The organism is Saccharothrix longispora (assembly GCF_031455225.1).
Classification (GTDB): Bacteria; Actinomycetota; Actinomycetes; order Mycobacteriales; family Pseudonocardiaceae; genus Actinosynnema; species Actinosynnema longispora.
Genome location: NZ_JAVDSG010000001.1, coordinates 2,771,417 through 2,789,328 on the forward strand (window position 1 = coordinate 2,771,417; position 17,912 = coordinate 2,789,328).

Annotated in this window: 14 protein-coding genes; 8 read left to right on the plus strand and 6 right to left on the minus strand. The window is 74.6% G+C overall.

What is annotated here, in order from left to right; all coding sequences use genetic code 11:
- The first annotated feature begins 178 nt into the window (after positions 1 to 178).
- The 4 genes from J2S66_RS11255 to surE are packed head-to-tail and all read left to right on the plus strand — an operon-like array spanning position 179 to position 6,943.
- Positions 179 to 3,979, plus strand: coding sequence for a Pls/PosA family non-ribosomal peptide synthetase (locus tag J2S66_RS11255; RefSeq protein WP_310306869.1), 3,801 nt, complete (start codon positions 179 to 181; stop codon positions 3,977 to 3,979).
- Positions 3,976 to 5,244, plus strand: a complete 1,269-nt coding sequence (locus J2S66_RS11260) for a M1 family metallopeptidase (protein ID WP_310306870.1) — start codon at positions 3,976 to 3,978, stop codon at positions 5,242 to 5,244. The genes J2S66_RS11255 and J2S66_RS11260 overlap by 4 nt, the downstream gene beginning before the upstream one ends.
- A 29-nt stretch (positions 5,245 to 5,273) precedes the next feature.
- Positions 5,274 to 6,194 (plus strand): PfkB family carbohydrate kinase, encoded by a 921-nt coding sequence (locus tag J2S66_RS11265; protein ID WP_310306871.1) that lies wholly within the window; start codon positions 5,274 to 5,276, stop codon positions 6,192 to 6,194.
- Complete coding sequence (gene surE, locus J2S66_RS11270; RefSeq protein ID WP_310306872.1) at positions 6,191 to 6,943, plus strand: 5'/3'-nucleotidase SurE; 753 nt, start codon at positions 6,191 to 6,193, stop codon at positions 6,941 to 6,943. Before J2S66_RS11265 ends, surE begins: the two co-directional genes overlap by 4 nt.
- Positions 6,944 to 6,958: 15 nt before the next feature.
- Here surE and J2S66_RS11275 read toward each other — a convergent pair whose 3' ends face one another.
- From J2S66_RS11275 to J2S66_RS11300, 6 genes are all read right to left on the minus strand, one after another.
- The gene (locus J2S66_RS11275) at positions 6,959 to 7,096 is read right to left on the minus strand and encodes a hypothetical protein (protein WP_306750536.1); all 138 of its coding nucleotides are present in this window, start codon (positions 7,094 to 7,096) and stop codon (positions 6,959 to 6,961) included.
- Between the two features lie 178 nt (positions 7,097 to 7,274).
- Positions 7,275 to 9,122 (minus strand): DUF6807 family protein, encoded by a 1,848-nt coding sequence (locus J2S66_RS11280; RefSeq protein WP_310306873.1) that lies wholly within the window; start codon positions 9,120 to 9,122, stop codon positions 7,275 to 7,277.
- Entirely contained in the window at positions 9,119 to 9,655 is a 537-nt protein-coding gene (locus tag J2S66_RS11285; protein WP_310306874.1) for a hypothetical protein, read from the minus strand. Before J2S66_RS11285 ends, J2S66_RS11280 begins: the two co-directional genes overlap by 4 nt.
- Positions 9,652 to 10,485, minus strand: coding sequence for a carbohydrate ABC transporter permease (locus J2S66_RS11290; protein ID WP_310306875.1), 834 nt, complete (start codon positions 10,483 to 10,485; stop codon positions 9,652 to 9,654). Before J2S66_RS11290 ends, J2S66_RS11285 begins: the two co-directional genes overlap by 4 nt.
- Positions 10,482 to 11,480, minus strand: coding sequence for a carbohydrate ABC transporter permease (locus J2S66_RS11295; RefSeq protein WP_310306876.1), 999 nt, complete (start codon positions 11,478 to 11,480; stop codon positions 10,482 to 10,484). Before J2S66_RS11295 ends, J2S66_RS11290 begins: the two co-directional genes overlap by 4 nt.
- A gap of 3 nt (positions 11,481 to 11,483) precedes the next feature.
- Complete coding sequence (locus J2S66_RS11300; protein WP_310306877.1) at positions 11,484 to 12,773, minus strand: ABC transporter substrate-binding protein; 1,290 nt, start codon at positions 12,771 to 12,773, stop codon at positions 11,484 to 11,486.
- 186 nt (positions 12,774 to 12,959) lie between these two features.
- On the opposite strand from J2S66_RS11300, the gene J2S66_RS11305 reads away from it, so the two are divergent.
- The 4 genes from J2S66_RS11305 (at position 12,960) to J2S66_RS11320 (ending at position 17,872) form a co-directional block, all read left to right on the plus strand.
- Positions 12,960 to 15,230, plus strand: coding sequence for a rhamnogalacturonan lyase (locus tag J2S66_RS11305; protein WP_310306878.1), 2,271 nt, complete (start codon positions 12,960 to 12,962; stop codon positions 15,228 to 15,230).
- Positions 15,231 to 15,324: 94 nt separating this feature from the next.
- Complete coding sequence (locus J2S66_RS11310; protein WP_310306879.1) at positions 15,325 to 16,347, plus strand: hypothetical protein; 1,023 nt, start codon at positions 15,325 to 15,327, stop codon at positions 16,345 to 16,347.
- A 21-nt stretch (positions 16,348 to 16,368) separates the two neighbouring features.
- The gene (locus tag J2S66_RS11315; protein WP_310306880.1) at positions 16,369 to 17,079 is read left to right on the plus strand and encodes a carbon-nitrogen hydrolase family protein; all 711 of its coding nucleotides are present in this window, start codon (positions 16,369 to 16,371) and stop codon (positions 17,077 to 17,079) included.
- Between the two features lie 22 nt (positions 17,080 to 17,101).
- Positions 17,102 to 17,872, plus strand: a complete 771-nt coding sequence (locus tag J2S66_RS11320; RefSeq protein WP_310306881.1) for an SDR family NAD(P)-dependent oxidoreductase — start codon at positions 17,102 to 17,104, stop codon at positions 17,870 to 17,872.
- Positions 17,873 to 17,912 lie beyond the last annotated feature (40 nt).

Here is a 17,912-nt window from a genome sequence, read left to right on the forward strand (position 1 = left end):
ACCCACTCGCGGCGCGCAGCTCGGGACAGGCCCGTTAAAGCTGGGTAAAGTCGCACGTCGGCGGTTCCGCCGCAGCGACCGCCCAGGCTGCTTGACCGGTTCGCCGGGCGTGGAGCAGCTCGTCGCCCCCCTCGGAGGATCACCCCGTGCGTTCACGTCGTCCCACCGGTGTCGGCCGGTGACCATCGCCCCCGACACCGCCCTCCTCACGCCGACCGCCACGCCCGCGCTGTTCCGCGCCGGCGCCGCCGCGCCCGCGCGCACCCTCGTCGACGTCCTCGCCGACACCGCGCGGCGCCACCCGCACTCCCCCGCGCTCGACGACGGCACGACGTCGCTGACCTACCGCGACCTGCTCGACGAGGTCGACGCGCAGCGGCGCGCCCTGGCCGAGGCCGGCATCGGCGTCGGCGACCGCGTCGGCATCCGCGTGCCGTCGGGCACGGTGGACCTCTACGTGGCCGTGCTCGGGGTCCTCGCCGCGGGCGCCGCGTACGTGCCGGTGGACGCCGACGACCCCGACGAGCGCGCCGAGCTGGTGTTCGGCGAGGCGGGCGCGTGCGCCGTGCTCGGCGAGCACCGCGCCCTGACCCCGTTGCGCGCGCCGCTGGGCGCGGTCGGCTCACCCGGCCCCGACGACGACGCGTGGATCATCTTCACCTCCGGTTCCACCGGCAAGCCCAAGGGCGTCGCGGTCAGCCACCGCTCGGCCGCGGCGTTCGTGGACGCCGAGGCGCGGCTGTTCCTGCCCGACGACCCGATCGGCCCCGACGACCGGGTGCTGGCCGGGCTGTCGGTGGCGTTCGACGCGTCGTGCGAGGAGATGTGGCTGGCCTGGCGCCACGGCGCGTGCCTGGTCCCGGCGCCGCGCGCCCTGGTGCGCACCGGGTTCGACCTGGGTCCGTGGCTGGTGGAGCGCGAGATCACCGTGGTGTCCACGGTGCCGACGCTGGCCGCGCTGTGGCCGGTGGACGCGCTCGACGACGTGCGGCTGCTGATCTTCGGCGGCGAGGCGTGCCCGCCGGAGCTGGCCGAGCGGCTGGCCGTCGAGGGCCGCGAGGTGTGGAACACCTACGGTCCCACCGAGGCCACCGTGGTGGCCTGCGCCGCCCGGCTGACCGGTGAGCCCCCCGTGCGCATCGGGCTGCCGCTCGACGGCTGGGAGCTGGTCGTGGTCGACGCGGCGGGCGAGCCGGTGCCGATGGGCGGCTCGGGTGAACTGGTGATCGGCGGGGTCGGCCTGGCCCGCTACCTCGACGGGGCCAAGGACGCGGAGAAGTTCGCACCACTGCCCGCGCTCGGCTGGGACCGCGCCTACCGCAGCGGCGACCTCGTGCGCGCCGAGCCCGAGGGGCTGGTGTTCCTGGGCCGCGCCGACGAGCAGGTCAAGCTGGGTGGTCGGCGCATCGAGCTGGGCGAGGTGGACGCGGCGCTCCAGGCGCTGCCCGACGTCGCCGGCGCCGCCGCGGCCGTGCGGTCCACCAAGAGCGGCAACCAGGTGCTCGTCGGGTACGTCGTGCCCGCCGACGGGGACGCGTTCGACCAGGCCGCCGCGCTGGACCGGTTGCGGTCCGCGCTGCCCGCGGCGCTCGTGCCGGTGCTGGCCGTCGTCGGCACGCTGCCCACCCGCACGTCCGGCAAGGTCGACCGCGACGCGCTGCCGTGGCCGCTGCCCCTGGCCGTCGACGAGTCCGCGCACGCCGACCTCACCCCCACCGAGGCGTGGCTGGCCGACCAGTGGGCCGAGGTGCTGGGCTCCCGCGTCGCCGATCCCGACGCCGACTTCTTCGCCCACGGCGGCGGCAGCCTGGCCGCGGCCCGGCTGGTGACGCTGGTCCGCACCCGGCACGCGGGCGGCTCCGTCAGCGACGTCTACCAGCACCCCACGCTGCGCGGGATGGCCGCCCGGCTGGACGACCTGGCCGGCCACCGCGCCGCCGCCCGCGAGGTCGCGCCCACGCCCCGCCGCGCCGGGCTGCTGCAACTGCTGCTGCTCGTGCCGCTGACGAGCCTGGTCGGGCTGCGCTGGTCGCTCGCGCTCGCCGCCCTCGGCAACGTCCTGGGCATCACGCCGCACGTGTCGTGGTGGTGGCTCGCCGCCGGCTGGCTGCTGCTGGTCAGCCCGCCCGGCAAGGTCGCGATCGCGGCGGGCGGCGCGCGGCTGCTGCTGCGCGGCGTCACACCCGGCTCGTACCCGCGCGGCGGGGGCGTGCACCTGCGGCTCTGGACCGCCGAACGGCTCGCCGAGTCCAGCGGCGCCACCAACCTCACCGGCTCGTGGGTCACCCACTACGCCCGCGCCCTGGGCGCGAAGATCGGCCCGGACGTCGACCTGCACTCGCTGCCGCCGGTCACCGGGATGCTCAAGCTCGGCCGCGGCAGCGCCGTGGAGCCCGAGGTCGACCTGTCCGGCCACTGGGTCGACGGCGACCTGGTCCACGTCGGCCGCGTGCGGATCGGCGCGGGCGCGGTCGTCGGCGCCCGCAGCACGCTCTTCCCGGGCGCGCGCGTCGGCAAGCGGGCCGAGGTCGCGCCCGGCTCCGGTGTCACCGGCTCCGTGCCCACCGGGCAGCGCTGGGCGGGCGTGCCCGCGACGCGCACCGGCAAGGCCGACCGCCCCGGGCCGCGACCGCCGCGCTCGCGGCGGTGGAAGCTCGCCTACGGCTTCACCGCCTCCGCGCTGGGCCTGATCCCGGCCGTCGCCGCGCTGCCCGCCGTGCTGCTGGTAGTGCGCGAACCCCTCACGCTCACCTCGGCGCTGCTCGCCGTGCCGCTCGCCACCGTGGTGTGGCTCGGCGCGTACGCGCTGCTGGTGCTGGTGTGCGTGCGGCTGCTCGGCACCGGCCTGCGCGCGGGCAGCCACCCGGTGCACAGCCGCGTCGCCTGGCAGGCGTGGACCACCGAACGGCTGATGAGCACGGCGCGCGTCGCCCTGTTCCCGCTGTACGCGAGCCTGTTCACGCCGGTGTGGCTGCGCCTGCTCGGCATGCGGGTGGGTCGCCGGGTCGAGGCGTCCACCGTGGTCGCGCTGCCGAGGATGACGACGATCGGCGACGGCGCGTTCCTCGCCGACGACACCATGGTGGCCACCTACGAGCTGGGCGGCGGGCGGCTGCGCATCGCCCACGCGCGGGTCGGCAAGCGGGCGTTCCTGGGCAACTCGGGCATGACCGCGCCCGGTCGCGCGGTGCCCAACCGCGGCCTGGTCGGCGTGCTGTCGTCCACGCCGAAGCGCGCCAAGGCGGGCAGCTCCTACCTGGGCATGCCCCCGATGAAGCTGCCGCGCGCGGCCGAGGAGGGCGACCTGAGCCGCACGTTCGACCCGCCGCGCCGCCTGGTCGTGGCGCGGGCGCTGGTCGAGCTGTGCCGGGTGGTGCCGGTGATGTGCCACGTCGCCCTGGTCGTCGGCGTGCTGTTCGCGCTGCGCGAGGTGGGGCCGCTGCTCGCCGGTCCGGTGCTGCTCGCGGCGGGCGTCGTGGCGTGCGCGGTGGCGGTGGCGGCGAAGTGGCTGCTGGTGGGTCGGTTCCGGGCGCGCGAGTACCCGCTGTGGAGCGGCTTCGTCTGGCGCAACGAGCTGGCCGACACGTTCGTCGAGGTGCTGGCCGTGCCGTGGCTGGTCGGCTCGACGGGCGGGTCGCCGGTGACGGCGGTGTGGCTGCGGGCGCTGGGCGCGCGGGTCGGCCGCGGCACGTGGGTCGAGTCGTACTGGTTCCCCGAGGCCGACCTGGTGTCGCTGGGCGACGGTGCGGCGGTCAACCGCGGGTGCGTGGTGCAGACCCACCTGTTCCACGATCGGATCCTGCGCATGGACGCGGTGGCGCTCGCGGCCGGCGCGACGCTCGGCCCGCACGGGATCGTGCTGCCCGGGGCGTCGGTCGGCCCGCACACGACGGTGGGCCCCGCGTCGCTGGTGATGCGGGGCGAGCACGTCCCCGCGGGCACGCGCTGGCTGGGCAACCCGATCTCCGCCTGGCGATGAGCGGACCGTACCTGCCGGGCAACGGGGACGGCCGCTACCGGGTCGCGCACTACGACCTCGACCTGGAGTACCGGATCAGCGGTCGGCTGTCGGGGCGGGCGGTGCTGTCCGCCGTCGCCGACGCGCCGCTCAGCCCGGTGGTGCTGGACTTCGCGGGACCGGCCGTGCAGCGCGTGCTGGTGGACGGCAAGGCCGCCCGGTTCGCGCTCGGCGGCGGCAAGCTGCGGGTCCGCCCGGCCCGCCCGGTCGACGGCCCGTTCACCGTCGAGGTGCGCTACGCGGGCGCGGTGCGGCCCGTGCGCACCCGGCACTGGGGCGAACTGGGCTGGGACCAGCTCACCGACGGCGCGCTGGTGGCCGGCCAGCCGGTGGGCGCGCCGTCCTGGTTCCCGTGCAACGACCTGGTGCGGGACAAGGCGACGTACCGGATCGCGGTGACCACCGCGTCGCCGTACACGGTGCTCGCCAACGGGGTCCTCGTCGACGGCCGGGTCGGCGGCAGCACCACGCGGTGGGTCTACGAGCAGGCCGAGCCGATGGCGACCTACCTGGCGTCGGTGCAGATCGGCGTGTACGAGCGGTTCGCCCCCGCCGACGGGCAGGACGTGGCGGCGCCTGCCCGGCTGCTGCGCGCGGCCCGGCACGACTTCGCCCGCCAACCCCGGATGGTGGAGGTCTTCGAGGAGCTGTTCGGGCCGTACCCGTTCCGGCGCTACCAGGTCGTGGTGACCGACGACGAGCTGGACGTGCCGGTCGAGGCGCAGGGCATGTCGGTCTTCGGGGCGAACCACGTGGACGGGCGGCGCGGGCACGAGCGGCTGGTCGCGCACGAGCTGGCGCACCAGTGGTTCGGCAACGCCGTGGGGTTGGCCGACTGGCGGGACATCTGGCTCAACGAGGGTTTCGCCTGCTACGCGGAGTGGCTGTGGTCGGAGCGCTCGGGCGGCCTGACCGCGGCGGTGCAGGCACGGCGGGCGCACGCCCGGCTCACCCGGCTGCCGCAGGACCTGAGGATCGGCGACCCCGGCGAGGCCGACCTGTTCGACGATCGCGTGTACCAGCGCGGGGCGCTGCTGCTCCAGGCGTTGCGCGAGCGCGTCGGCGACGTGGAGTTCTTCGCGCTGCTGCGGGACTGGACCACGACGTTCCGGCACGCGACGGCGACGACGGCGGACTTCGAGGCGGTGGCCGCCCGGCACACCGCCCTGCCGTTGGACGCGCTGTTCGACTCCTGGCTGAGGGAGGCTCGCCTGCCCGTGATTTGATCACGACGAATTGGGGTAGATGTCCGATTATGACTGGTCGAGTTGCGGTGTTCGCGCCGTCCCCGGAGTTGACGGTGACGGTGGAGGAGTTGGACGGTGCGCCGGACATCCACGTCCACGCGGGTGGTCAGGGTGTGTGGCAGTCGCGGATGATCCAGTCACTCGGCGCGGAGGTCGTGCTGTGCGCCGCGCTGGGCGGGGAGACCGGTCACGTGCTGCGGCACCTGATCGGGGTCGACCTCAAGGCGCGCGACGTCGCCGCCCGCAACGGCGGGTACGTGCACGACCGGCGCGACGGCAGTCGCGACGAGGCCGTGCGGATGCCCGCCGACGCGCTGACCCGCCACGAGCTGGACGACCTGTACGAGATGACGTTGATGGAGTCGCTCAACGCGGGCGTCGCCGTCCTCAGCGGCCCTGCCGCCGACGACGAGCCGGTGCCGGACTCCGTCTACGAGCGCCTCGCGAAGGACCTGGGCGGCAACGGCTGCCAGGTCGTCGTGGACCTGTCGGGCGGGCGGCTCGCCGCGGCCCTCAAGGGCGGGCCCGCGGTGGTGAAGGTCAGCCACGAGGAGCTGGTGTCCGACGGGCTGGCGAAGTCCGACTCGCTGCCCGACCTGGTGGGGGGCGTGCGCGAGCTGGCGAAGTGCGGCGCCCGCGCGGTCGTGGTGTCCCGGGCCGCCGAGGAGACCCTGGCACTGGTCGAGGAGGAGTTCTACCTCGTCGAGTCGCCCGACCTGTCCCCCGTGGACACCCGCGGCGGCGGTGACTCGATGACCGCGGGGCTGGCCGCCGGTCTCGCGCTCGGCATGTCGCTGAAGGACGCGCTGAAGCTCGGCGCGGCGGCCGGCGCGGTCAACATCACCCGGCACGGCCTGGGCACCGGTAGCGGCGACGTGGTGCGGGAGCTGGCGGAACGGGTAACCCTCACCCCGTGGAAGCACGAGTGAGGGTACTGATCACCAACGACGACGGAATCGACTCGCCGGGGCTGGCCGCCCTCGCGCGCGGCGCGGTGGAGCACGGGTGGGACACCGTGGTCGCCGCGCCCGCCCGCGAGTCCAGCGGCACCAGCGCCGGCCTGACCGCCGCCGAGGACGACCGGCGGATCGTGGTGGAGCGACGGCAGTTGCCCGACCTGCCCGACGTACCCGCCTACGCGGTCTCGGCGCACCCCGGCCTGATCGCGATGGTCGCCACGCAGGGCGCGTTCGGCGACCCGCCGGACATCGTGCTGTCGGGCGTGAACCGCGGCGCGAACGTCGGCCGGGCCGTGCTGCACTCCGGCACGGTCGGCGCGGCGCTCACCGCCTCCATCAACGGGGTGCGCGCGATGGCGGTGTCCCTCGACGTCGGGCTGGACGTGGACGTGCCGCACCACTGGGACACCGCCGTGGCGGTCGCGTCGGGCCTGTTCGACCGGCTCGCCGCGCTGCCGCCGGGCTCGGTGCTCAACCTGAACGTGCCCAACGCCGCCGAACCCGACGCCTCCTGGGCCGAGCCGAAGCGGGCCGGGCTGGCCGAGTTCGGCGCGGTGCAGAGCCGGGTCAAGGACACCGACGACGGGTCGATCGACATCGCCTCGGTGGCCGTGGAGGGCGACCTGCCGCCGGGCAGCGACGCCGCCGTCCTCGCCGGCGGGCACCCGACGGTGACCGCGCTGCGCTCGGTGAGCGAGGACGCGGACCTGGAGTTCTGACCGGCGCGTTCCGGTCTAGTCGTCGTCGAGCCGCTCCGGGGTGGTCTCGGCCTGTTCGCGGTCGCCGCGGGCCAGGGCGTCCTCGGCTCCGGAGACCAGGTCCGGACCACCCCACTGCCGGCCCTCGGACTGGCCCAATCGGTGCTTCGCCATCGTGTGCACTCCCCTCGATCCGGGAGGGAGTACCCCGTTCGGACGAATTCACACCACGGATGGCCGATGGCCTGTCCCACGCGGAGTAGGCCACCGTTTCGAACGGTGATCAGCTCGCCCAGTGGACGTCAGGTAGGGGCGGGGTGGGTGTGTCAGGCGAACTGGGCGCTTCACACCGTCACCCGGTGGGCAGGCGCAGGCCGTCGTAGAACGCCGCGCGCACGGTGATCTCCCGCTCCTGCCCCGGCCGCAGCACCAGGGGCCGGTCCCAGGCCAGGGCCGAACCGATCCCCTGGTAGCGGGCGACCCGGACGAACCACGGGTCGGTCGGCCCGGACAGCACGGCCGTCCAGGGCCGTGCGGGGTCCGCGACCACGACCGCGAGCCACGGCGCGCCGCGTCCGTCGACCTCCTCCTCACCCTCACCGTCCTGGCTGAACACCCGCACGGTGAGGGGGTCGAGGTCGGGCAGCCGCCAGAACCAGCCGCCGCAGCCCGCGCCCGCGCGGCCCTTGCTGCCCGGGCTGTGCAGGACCACCTCGGCCCGCGCGGACAGCACGCTGGTCCACTCCAGCTCCCACCCGCCGTCGACGACGCGACGGCGCAGGCGGCGGCGTTCGCGCAGCAGCACCTCCCCCGCCGAGTCGCACCACACCAGCTCGCCCGGACCGACCTCGCCGACCACGCCCAGCTCACCCGGCACGTACCCCTCGCCCGGCACGTACCCCTCACCGGGCACGTGGTCGCGGCCGCCCCACAGGTTGACGCCGTTCACGTCGGGCAGGGCGAGCCCGATGCCCCGGTGCCACGGGTGGTCCGCGGGGTGCTCCCCGGTGACCACCGCGCCGCCGAGCGTGCGCACCGGGTGCAGGGCGGGTCGCGGCACGACCAGCGGCAGCGACCCGGCGTCCCAGCCGTACCTGGCGGCGGCGCCCAGCGGCGACCAGGGCACCTCCAGCTCGGCGAAGGTGCTCAGCCGCTCGACCGCCCTGGTCACCGCGTGGTCGACACCGTCGACGTCCACCCGCTTGCCGTTGCGGCGCAGCCAGCGCGGGTCGATCGGCACGGGGTCGGGCGCGGTCCGCACGGCTTCCAGCACGCGGGTGAACGCGCCGGTGGCGGACAGCGGCGCGGACAGCGGCACGGCCGGGTCGTCGAGGTGGTCGAGCAGGTTGCGCAGCGGCGTGTCGTGCCCGTGCCGCTCCTCCACCCCGTCGACCACCAGCCGGTGCTCGGTGTAGTGCAGCTCGGCGCGCACCTCCTCGCCGTGCACGACGAGGACGGGGTCGCCCGGTACCTCCGCGCACAGCGTCACCGCGACCACGACGACCGTGCCGCGACGGGTGCGCAGCCGCAGGCACGAGGTGTCGTCGGCCTCGATGGGGCGGGCGCGCAGCAGTTCCAGCTCGACGTCCTCGACGTCGTCCACGCCGGTGCTGCCGTCCAGCGCGAGGGCGGTGGCCACGGCGTGCGCGAACGGGTTGGTCAGCGCGCCGTCGACGACGGGCCTGCCGTCGAGCGTGCGGCGGCCCGCCCAGGGCGCGCGGGCGTAGTAGGCATCGTCACGGGACCAGGCGCCGCGCACCCCGATGCCCCGGACCGCGCCCAGCTCCCCGGAGCGCACCAGGTCGTGCAGCCGCCGCAGGGCGTGCGACCCGAGGCTCTGGAACCCGACCTGCACCACCCGGCCGCGCGACCGCTCGACCAGCTCGTGCCAGTCGGCGAGGGTGGGGGTGGGCGGTTTCTCCAGCAGCAGGTGCAGCCCGGCGTCGAGCACGGCGTGCGCCAGCGGCACGTGCGTGTGGATGGGAGTGGACACGACGCCGATGTCCGCGCCCGCCAGCAGCGGGCCGAGGTCCGGGCCGACCGGTCGGTCGCCGATGAGCCGCCGCGCCTCGGCGTCGAGCGGCCCGGTTTCGCACACCCCGGCCAGCTCCACCCGTCCGGCGGCCTCCAGGGCGACGATCTCGCGCAGGTGGAGCCGCCCGTGGCCGGAGGCGCCGGCGAGCACCACGCGCGGCGTCACCGGCGCTCCACCGCGACCGCGGCGAACACCAGCAGGCCGGGCACGACGACCGCGAACGCTGGCGCCTGGCCCACCACCAGCACCGCCACCGCCACCGCGCCGACCAGGTAGGCGTAACCGCCCGGGTCCCGCGGCGGCGACGCGAGCAGCACCGCCCACCGGTCGCCGGGGCGCCACCGCGCGGCCGTGCGCAGCAGCACGAGCACGACCGCGGCGAGCACCAGCCCGATCACCGGGCCCAGCGCGGTCGCGCCGGGCAGCCCGCCCGCCAGCGCCAGCAGGTCCAGCGCGCCCAACACCAGCACGGCGAGCGGCACGAGGACCGCCGCCGGGTCGCGCAGCGCCCGGCCCAGCAGCAGCGCGAACCGCCGTGCGGTCGGCGTCCGCCCCTCGTCGACCAGCTCCCGCAGCAGCACCGCGCCGGCCGCCAGCGCGGGCACGGCGGTCAGCACCGGCAGCGCCGCGGCGCACACCAGCACCCCGACCAGCAGCACCTCGGCGAGCAGCGCCACCGGGCGCACCCCGGCGCTCACCCCTTCAGGCCCGAGGTCGCCACGCCGTCCACCAGGAACCGCTGGAAGGCCAGGAAGAACAGCCCGATGGGCAGCAGCGCGAGCACCGACATGGCGAACATCGGCCCGAACGCGGACTGCGTGGCCTGGTCGACGAACAGCTGGAGCGCCAGCGGCAGGGTGAACTTCTCCGCGTCGTTGAGGTAGATCAGCTGCGAGAAGAAGTCGTTCCACGTCCAGATGAACGTGAAGATCGCCGTGGTGATCAGCGCGGGCCGCAGCAGCGGCAGCACGACGTGCCGGAACACGCCGACCGGTCCGCAGCCGTCGAGCGTGGCGGCCTCGTCCAGCTCGCGCGGCAGGGTGCGGATGAACTGCACCATCAGGAAGATGAAGAACGCGTCCGTGGCCAGGAACTTCGGCAGGACCAGCGGCCAGAACGTGTTCACCGCGCCCATCTGCTGGAAGATCACGTACTGCGGGATGAGCACCACGTGCTGCGGCAGCATGATGGTGATCATCATGAAGCCGAACATGGGCCCGCGGCCCCGGAAGTGCAGCCGCCCGAACGCGTACGCGGCCAGCGAGCACGAGACCACGTTGCCGACGACCGCGCCGGCGGAGACGAGCAGCGAGTTCCGGAAGTAGTGCAGCACGCCGAACTCGCCGACGCCGTCGAAGACCTGCGCGTAGTTGTCGCCGGTCGGCTCGGTCGGCAGCAGCGCGAGCGTGGACAGCACCTCCGTGGCGGGCTTGAACGAGGTGGAGACCAGCCAGACCACCGGGTAGAGCAGCACCAGCAGCGCGCCCGCGACGAGCGCGTGCCACACGACCCGCTTCGAGAGCGTCACCTGTTCTCCCCCGCGTAGAACACCCAGCGCCGGGCGCTGCGGAACACCAGCGCGGTGAGCACCGCGACCACCGCGAGCAGCACCCAAGCCATGGCCGAGGCGTAGCCCATCCGGAAGTCGGTGAAGCCGCGCTGGTAGAGGTACAGCGGGTAGAGCAGGGTCGAGTCGCTCGGCCCGCCGCGCCCGCTGCTGACCACGAACGCGCCGGTGAACGCCTGGAACGCGTGGATGGTCTCCAGCACCAGGTTGAACAGGATCACCGGCGACAGCATGGGCAGCGTGACGGACAGGAAGCGCCGCCCCTGGCCCGCGCCGTCGATCGCCGCCGCCTCGTACAGCTCCTTCGGCACCTGCTTGAGGCCCGCAAGGAAGATCACCATCGGCGCGCCGAACTGCCACGCGGCCAGCGCGACCAGCGTGAGCAGCGCGTACTGCGGCTGGTCGACCCAGCCGCCGGTGTCGATGCCGACGGCCGCGAGCCCCTCGTCCACGGTGCCGCCGGTGGAGAACAGCGCCCGCCACGCCAGGGCCACGCTGACGCTCGCGCCGAGCAGCGACGGCGCGTAGAACGCCGACCGGTAGAGCCCCGCGCCCCGGCGCGGCCGGTTGAGCAGCAGCGCCACCGCGAGCGCGAGGCCGAGCTTGATCGGCACCGAGATCAGCACGTACTTCGTGGTCACCCACGCGGCGTGCCAGAACCGCTCGTCGCCGCCGAACATGGTCGCGTAGTTGTCGACGCCGATCCAGTTCGGCGCGGAGAACAGGTCGTAGTCGGTGAACGACAGGTACAGCGACGCGACCATCGGACCGATGGTCAGCAGCGCGGCGCCGGCGATCCACGGCGACAGGAACAGGTAGGCCACGCCCTGCCCGCGCCGCCGGCGCCCCGGCGCGGCCGTCGGCGGCGGGCTGTCCCGGACCGGCGGGCCGGCCGCGCCCGACGTGTCGGACGTGTCGGACGTGCCGGTGGCGTCGGTGAACGCGGACCGGGTCATCGGTCAGGACCCCAGGGACTGCTCGGCGTCCTGGACGACGCGCTTCGCGGCGTCGGCGACGGACACCCGGTCGAAGATCACGTCGTCGTAGGTGCGCTGGAAGTCGCGCTTGACCGCGGAGGAGCCGGTGGGCCAGGCGCCGAACGCCGGGCCGATCCTGTCCTGCTGCGCCACCTCGTAGTCGCACACGGCCTTGCTGCCCCCGGTGGCGCCGGCGCAGACCCGTGCGCGGACCTCCTCGTTCGGCGGCACGCCGCGCGAGGCGCCCAGCAGCTCGCCCGCCTCGGGGTCGTTGAGCAGGAAGTCGAGCAGCTTCACCGCGGCGTCCTTGTTCTTCGAGCGCTGCGCGACGCCGAACGACACGGGCGGCAGCGCGGCCATGCCGCTCTCCTCGGCGTCGCTGGGCAGCGGGGCGAGCGCGAGGTCCGGGCCGAACGCGCCGAAGTAGCCGGTGACGCTGGAGTCGTAGCCGACCTCGGAGGCGGTCTGCCCGGTGACGATGCCGGAGTTCTGCACCGAGCCGTCCATCTTGGTGGTGACCTCGGCGGCCGAGACGCCCCTGCCGGCGCGCATCGTGCCGATCAGCTCCCAGTACTCGGCCAGGTCGTCGGCGGTGAAGCCGAGTTCGCCGTCGGGGGTGTAGAGCGACTTGTCGTGCTGGTGCAGCCACACCTCGAACCAGTCGATGGCCCAGCCGAAGTCGGTGGTGCCCGCCACCGCGCCGGCCGCGCCGATCCTGTTCATGGCCTCGGTGAACTGCGCCCACGTCCACGTCTCGCCCGGCGCGCTCGGGGCGGTGACGCCCGCGGCCCGGAACTGCGAGGGCACGTAGATCAGCATCTGCGTGGTGGCCCCCGCGGCGACGGCGTGCTGCCTGCCGTCGACCTTGCCGCCCTCCAGCAGGTTGGCCGGGATCTTGTCGACCTTCAGCGCGCCGCCGAGGTACGGGCCGAGGTCGGCCAGCACGTTGCGGCCCGCGTACTCGCCGATCGTGGCCCGGTCGAGCTGGAGCAGGTCCGGACCGGCGCCCCCGGCGACCTGGGTGGAGAGCTTCTGGAAGTACGCGTCGTAGCCGCTGTACTCGGTCTCGACCTCGATGCCCGGGTTCTTCGCGCGGAACGCGTCGACCGCCGCCTCGGTGACCTTGGCGCGGTCCTCGTTGCCCCACCAGACGAACCGCAGGGTCACCGGGCCGTCGCCGGAGTCACCGCCGCCACACCCGGACAGCACGGCGGCCAGCGACACCAGCGACACCAGCAGGCCTGCCGGACCACGGCGAGACACTCGTCCCATCACCCTCACCCTTCGGTTTGAATCGGTTCAAACAACCTAGGTGAGCCACGTCACGGCGTCAAGGATAGCGCTTTCCTGCTCAGGTGGGCGGTCGACTTCCCTTGCTATTCCTGTTGAAACGGTTCATCGTGTGGCGTCGTCACGCACCTCGCACCTCGCGCACCGCCGCATCCCCGGAGGCCGCCGATGACCCGCGTCCGATCCCTGCTCGCCACCCTCGCCGCCCTGGCGCTCGTCCTGCCCGCTCCCCCGGTCTCGACCGCGGAGCCGGGCGGCTCCCGGCCGGCGGGTCCCCGGCTGGAACGCCTCGACCGCGGCCTGGTGGCCGCACGCACCGACGACGGCGTGTTCCTCAGCTGGCGGCTGCTGCGCCACGAGGTCACCGGGCACACCGCCACCGGCCTGGCCGGCCCGGCGTTCGCCGTGTACCGCGACGGCCGCCGGGTCGCCACCGTCACCGACAGCACGAACCACCTGGACCCGGTCGTGGGCGCGGAGTACCGCGTGGCGCCGGTGGTGCGGGGTCGCGAAGGCGCGCGCAGCGAACCGGTCACGCCGTGGGCGGGCGCCTCGCGCGACCTGCCGCTGCGCAGGCCCGCGGACGGCGTCACGCCGACCGGCGAGGCGTACGCGTACTCGGCCAACGACGCGAGCGTCGGCGACGTGGACGGCGACGGCTCGTACGAGTACGTGGTCAAGTGGGAGCCGTCCAACTCGAAGGACGTCTCGCAGGTCGGCTACACCGGCCCCACCTACATCGACACCTACCGGTTCGACGGGACCCTGCTGCACCGCGTGGACCTGGGCGTGAACATCCGCTCGGGCGCGCACTACACGCAGTTCCCGGTCTACGACTTCGACGGCGACGGCCGCACGGAGATGATGCTCAAGACGGCGCCGGGCACGAAGGTCACCCGCTACGACCGGCGCGGCGACCCGGTGTCGCAGCGGTACGTGACGATGCCCCGCGAGGACGTGCGGGCGGGCCACTCGCACCGCGACGACCACCGGCTCAGCGCGGCGGGCTACTACGAGCACCTGGTGGAGGTGTTCCGGGGTTGGCACGCGCACCCCGAGGTGGTGGCCGGTCGCTGGCCCGCGACGCTGGAGCGGGCGTTCGGCCTCGAACCCCGCTACGCCTACCCGCTGTCGGACGCCGACGCCCGCGCGCTGGTCGACCACTTCGTGGACGTGTACGCGCCGGGCCGCAGCACGCGCAACAACCTGCGGGCGTTCGCCGGGTTCGTGCTCGACGGCCCCGAGTACCTGACCGTGCTGGACGGTGCGACCGGCCGCGAGCTGCGGACCGTGCGCTACGAACCGGGGCGGCACGACGACGGGCTCATGTGGGGCGACTACGCGATGGCGCGCATCGAGCCGGGCAACCGCGTCGACCGGTTCCTCGCCGGCGTCGCCTACCTCGACGGCGTGCACCCGTCGGCGGTGTTCGCGCGCGGCTACTACACGCGCTCCACCCTGGTCGCCTACCGGTGGGACGGCCGCGAGCTGCGGCGGGACTGGTTCGTCGACAGCGGGTGGACGCCGATGTCCAACCCGTTCGACGACTCCCCGCACGGCCGCGACGGCACCTCGCCCGAGTACGGCTCGCTGACCACGCAGGGCGCGCACTCGCTGAGCGCGGCGGACGTGGACGGCGACGGGAAGCAGGAGGTCGTCTACGGCGCGGCGACGATCGACCACGACGGGTCGCTGCTCTACAGCTCGAAGGCCGAGCTGCCGCCGGGCAGCGCGAACCCCGGCGCGGTGGAGCGGCTGGGCCACGGCGACGCGCTGCACGTGACCGACGTCGACCCGTCCCGACCGGGTGTGGAGATCTACATGGTGCACGAGGGCGGCCGGTTCGCGCCCTACGGCTACTCGCTGCGCGACGCCGCGACCGGGCGGGTCCTGTACGGCGCGTACACCGGGGTCGACACCGGGCGGGGCATGGTCGGCGACGTGCTGCCCGACGAGCCGGGGCTGGAGACGTGGGCGTCCGTGCCCGGCGGGTCGGGCGCGGTGGGCCTGTGGTCGGCGGACGGCAGGCCGCTGTCGGCCGCCATCCCGGGGACGAACCAGAGCATCCGGTGGGCCGGGGACCTGACCACGCAGGTCGTCGCGGGGGCGGGGGAGGTGACGCCGACGGTGGAGGACTGGCGGCGCGGCACGCTGCTGACCGCCGGGGGCACGCGCACCAACAACGGCACCAAGGGCAACCCCTCGCTGGTGGCCGACGTGTTCGGCGACTGGCGGGAGGAGTTGCTGGTGCGCACGGCGGACAGCAGCGCGCTGCGCGTGCACCTGAGCACGGAGGTCACGTCGCACAAGCTGTACACGCTGATGCAGGACCCGCAGTACCGGGTGGACGTGGCGCGGCAGCAGACGACGTACAACCAGCCCGCCTACCCGTCGTTCCACCTGGGCGCGGGCACCGAGTGGGCGCGGGTGCCGCGTTAGCCCGAAGTGCCCGCCCGCGTCCGCTCGGTCGACGGCCCGACCGCTGCCAGACTCGCCGTCAGGGTGAATTCCTCACCGAGAGAAGGACTTCTTCGTGTTGAAGCGACAAGCGGGGCGGCTGCTGGCCGCGGTCGTGCTGGGCGCGGCGCTGGTGTCGCTGCCGACCGGCCAGGCGGGCGCGGCGGGCACCACGGGCATTGCGGCCTGCACGTGGCAGAAGACGCTGTGGGAACTGCCGGAGGGCACCGAGGCCGGTGAGATCAACGGCTACGACGGCGGCCGGTACGCGGTGGGCAACACCGGGCTCGACTTCGCCTGGGGTGACGGCCTCGTCGACCCCCGGGCGACGCTGTGGGACAACGGACGGGTCGTGATGCGGGGCGCCGGCCAGGTCCCCTACTTCAACGACGTGAACGCGTCCGGGCTGGTGGTCGGCGCCATGTACCTCAACCAGAGGTTCTACGCCATCACCGTCGCCCACGACGGCACCATGACCGACCTGCCGGCCAACCCCGCCTGGACCAGCTCGTGGGCCTCGTGGGTCAACAACAGGGGCGACATCATCGGGTGGGGCACCATCGGCTCCGCGAAGAGCAGGATGGTGGTGTGGCCGGCGAACGCGCCGGGCACCTACCGCGAGGTGACCATGCCGGACGCCCACGGCGTCTCCCTCGTGGACGTCGACGAGCAGGGGCGCGTCATCATCGGCGTCAGCCCGGGCGGCAGCTACGTCCTCACCCCCGCCGGCCAGTGGACAACGCTCGCCGCACCCGGCGTCAAGGGCGCCGGCATCCCGCGCGACATCCGCGACGGCCGCGTCGTCGGCAGGCTCGACATCGCCCCGAACTACGGCGGCGCCGTGGCCGAGTGGGACGCGCAGGGCGCGGTCGTCCGCACCATCGGCAGGCCCGCCGTCGAGGGGATCTCCCTCGGCGGCAACGGCACGATCGCCGGCTACGGCTTCGTGGGCTCGTCGCAGCGCGTGATGCTCTGGCGCGACGGGGTGATGGTGGCCCAGCCCATCGCGGCCCGCTTCGAGCTGACCGGGCTGAGCGACGACGAGCGCACGATCGTCGGGGTCGAGGCGGACCGGCCCGCGCACTACCGCTGCTCCTGACCTGGTCCGTATGGTCGGGCCGTGATCACCATCGCCGTCGCCCAGCCGCGCTGCGCGCCCCGCGACGTCGCCGCCAACGCGGTGGCGCACGCCGAGGCGGTCCGCGCGGCTTCGGCGAGGGTGGTGGTGTTCCCGGAGCTGTCGCTGACCGGGTACCACTTCGACGCGCCGGTCGTGTCGCCCGACGTGCTGGGGCCGTTGGTGGCGGCGTGCGCGGAGACCGGGGCGGTGGCGCTCGCCGGCGCGCCGGTGGCGGGGCCGTCCGGGTCGGGCCGGTCCATCGGCGTGCTGGAGGTGACCGGCGCGGGCGTGCGGGTGGCGTACCGCAAGATGTGGCTGGGCGGGGAGGAGCCGGCGCACTTCGTGCCCGGCGACGCACCCGCCGCGGTGGAGGTCGACGGCGTCCGGATCGGGCTGGCCGTGTGCAAGGACACCGGCGTGCCGGAGCACGCGGCCGCCGTGGCGGCGCTGGGCTCGGACGTGTACGCGGCGGGGGTGGCGGAGCACGAGTCGGACCTCGACGTGATGCGCTCGCGGGCGCGGCGGATCGCCGTGCGGCACGGGGTGTGGGTGGCGGTGGCGAGCTTCGCCGGGTCGACCGGCGAGGGATTCGCGCGGGCGGCGGGGCGTTCCGCCGTGTGGGACCCGCGCGGCGCGCTGGTCCGCTCGGCCGGTGCCGAGGTGGACGCCGTGGCGCGGGCGGGGGTCGTGCCACGTCCTGCCGGGGCGTGACGCCCGCCCTAGGGTGGGTCGGGTGGACGTTGCGGTGGTGACCGGGGCGGCGCGCGGGTTCGGGTTCGAGATCGCGCGGCGGTTGCGGGGGCGCGGGTACGAGGTGGTGCTGGCCGACGTGGCCGAGGCCGTGGTCGGTGTCGCGGCGGAGATCGGCGGGCACGGGGTGGTGGCCGACGTGCGCGACCCGGCGGCGCACCGGGCGGTGGCCGGGGTGGCCGCCGGTGTCGGGCGGCTGTCGCTGTGGGTCAACAACGCCGGGGTGCTGGTCACCGGGGACGCGTGGGAGCACGGTGACGAGGCCGTGCGTCGGCTGGTCGAGGTGAACCTGCTCGGGGTGGTGCACGGCAGCCTGACCGCGGTGGAGGCGATGCGGGCCGGTGGCGGCACGGTGCTGAACGTCGCGTCGACGTCGGCGTACGGGCCGGTGCCGGGGTTGGCGCTGTACGCGGCGACGAAGGCCGGGGTGCTGAGCTTCGGGGTGGGGTTGCAGGGCGACCTGCGGCGCGCCGGGGTGCCGATCAGGGTGTTGACGTGCTGCCCGGACGTGGCCGACACCGGGATGGTGCGCGAGGTCCGGTCGGACCCCGGTTCGGCGATCCTGTTCGCGAACGCGTCGCTGCTGTCGGCGTCGCGGGTGGCGGACGCGGCGGTGTCGATGCTGGACGGGCGGCGGATGGTGCGGGCGGTGCCCGCGTACCGGGCGGGCATGGCGCGGGCGGGCGCGGTGCTGCCGTCGGTGGGGTTGCGGGTGCTGGCGCTGATGCGCGAGTGGGGCGAGCGCAGGCGGTGAACCCTCCGCCGACCCCCGCCGGGAGGGTCGGCGGAGGTGG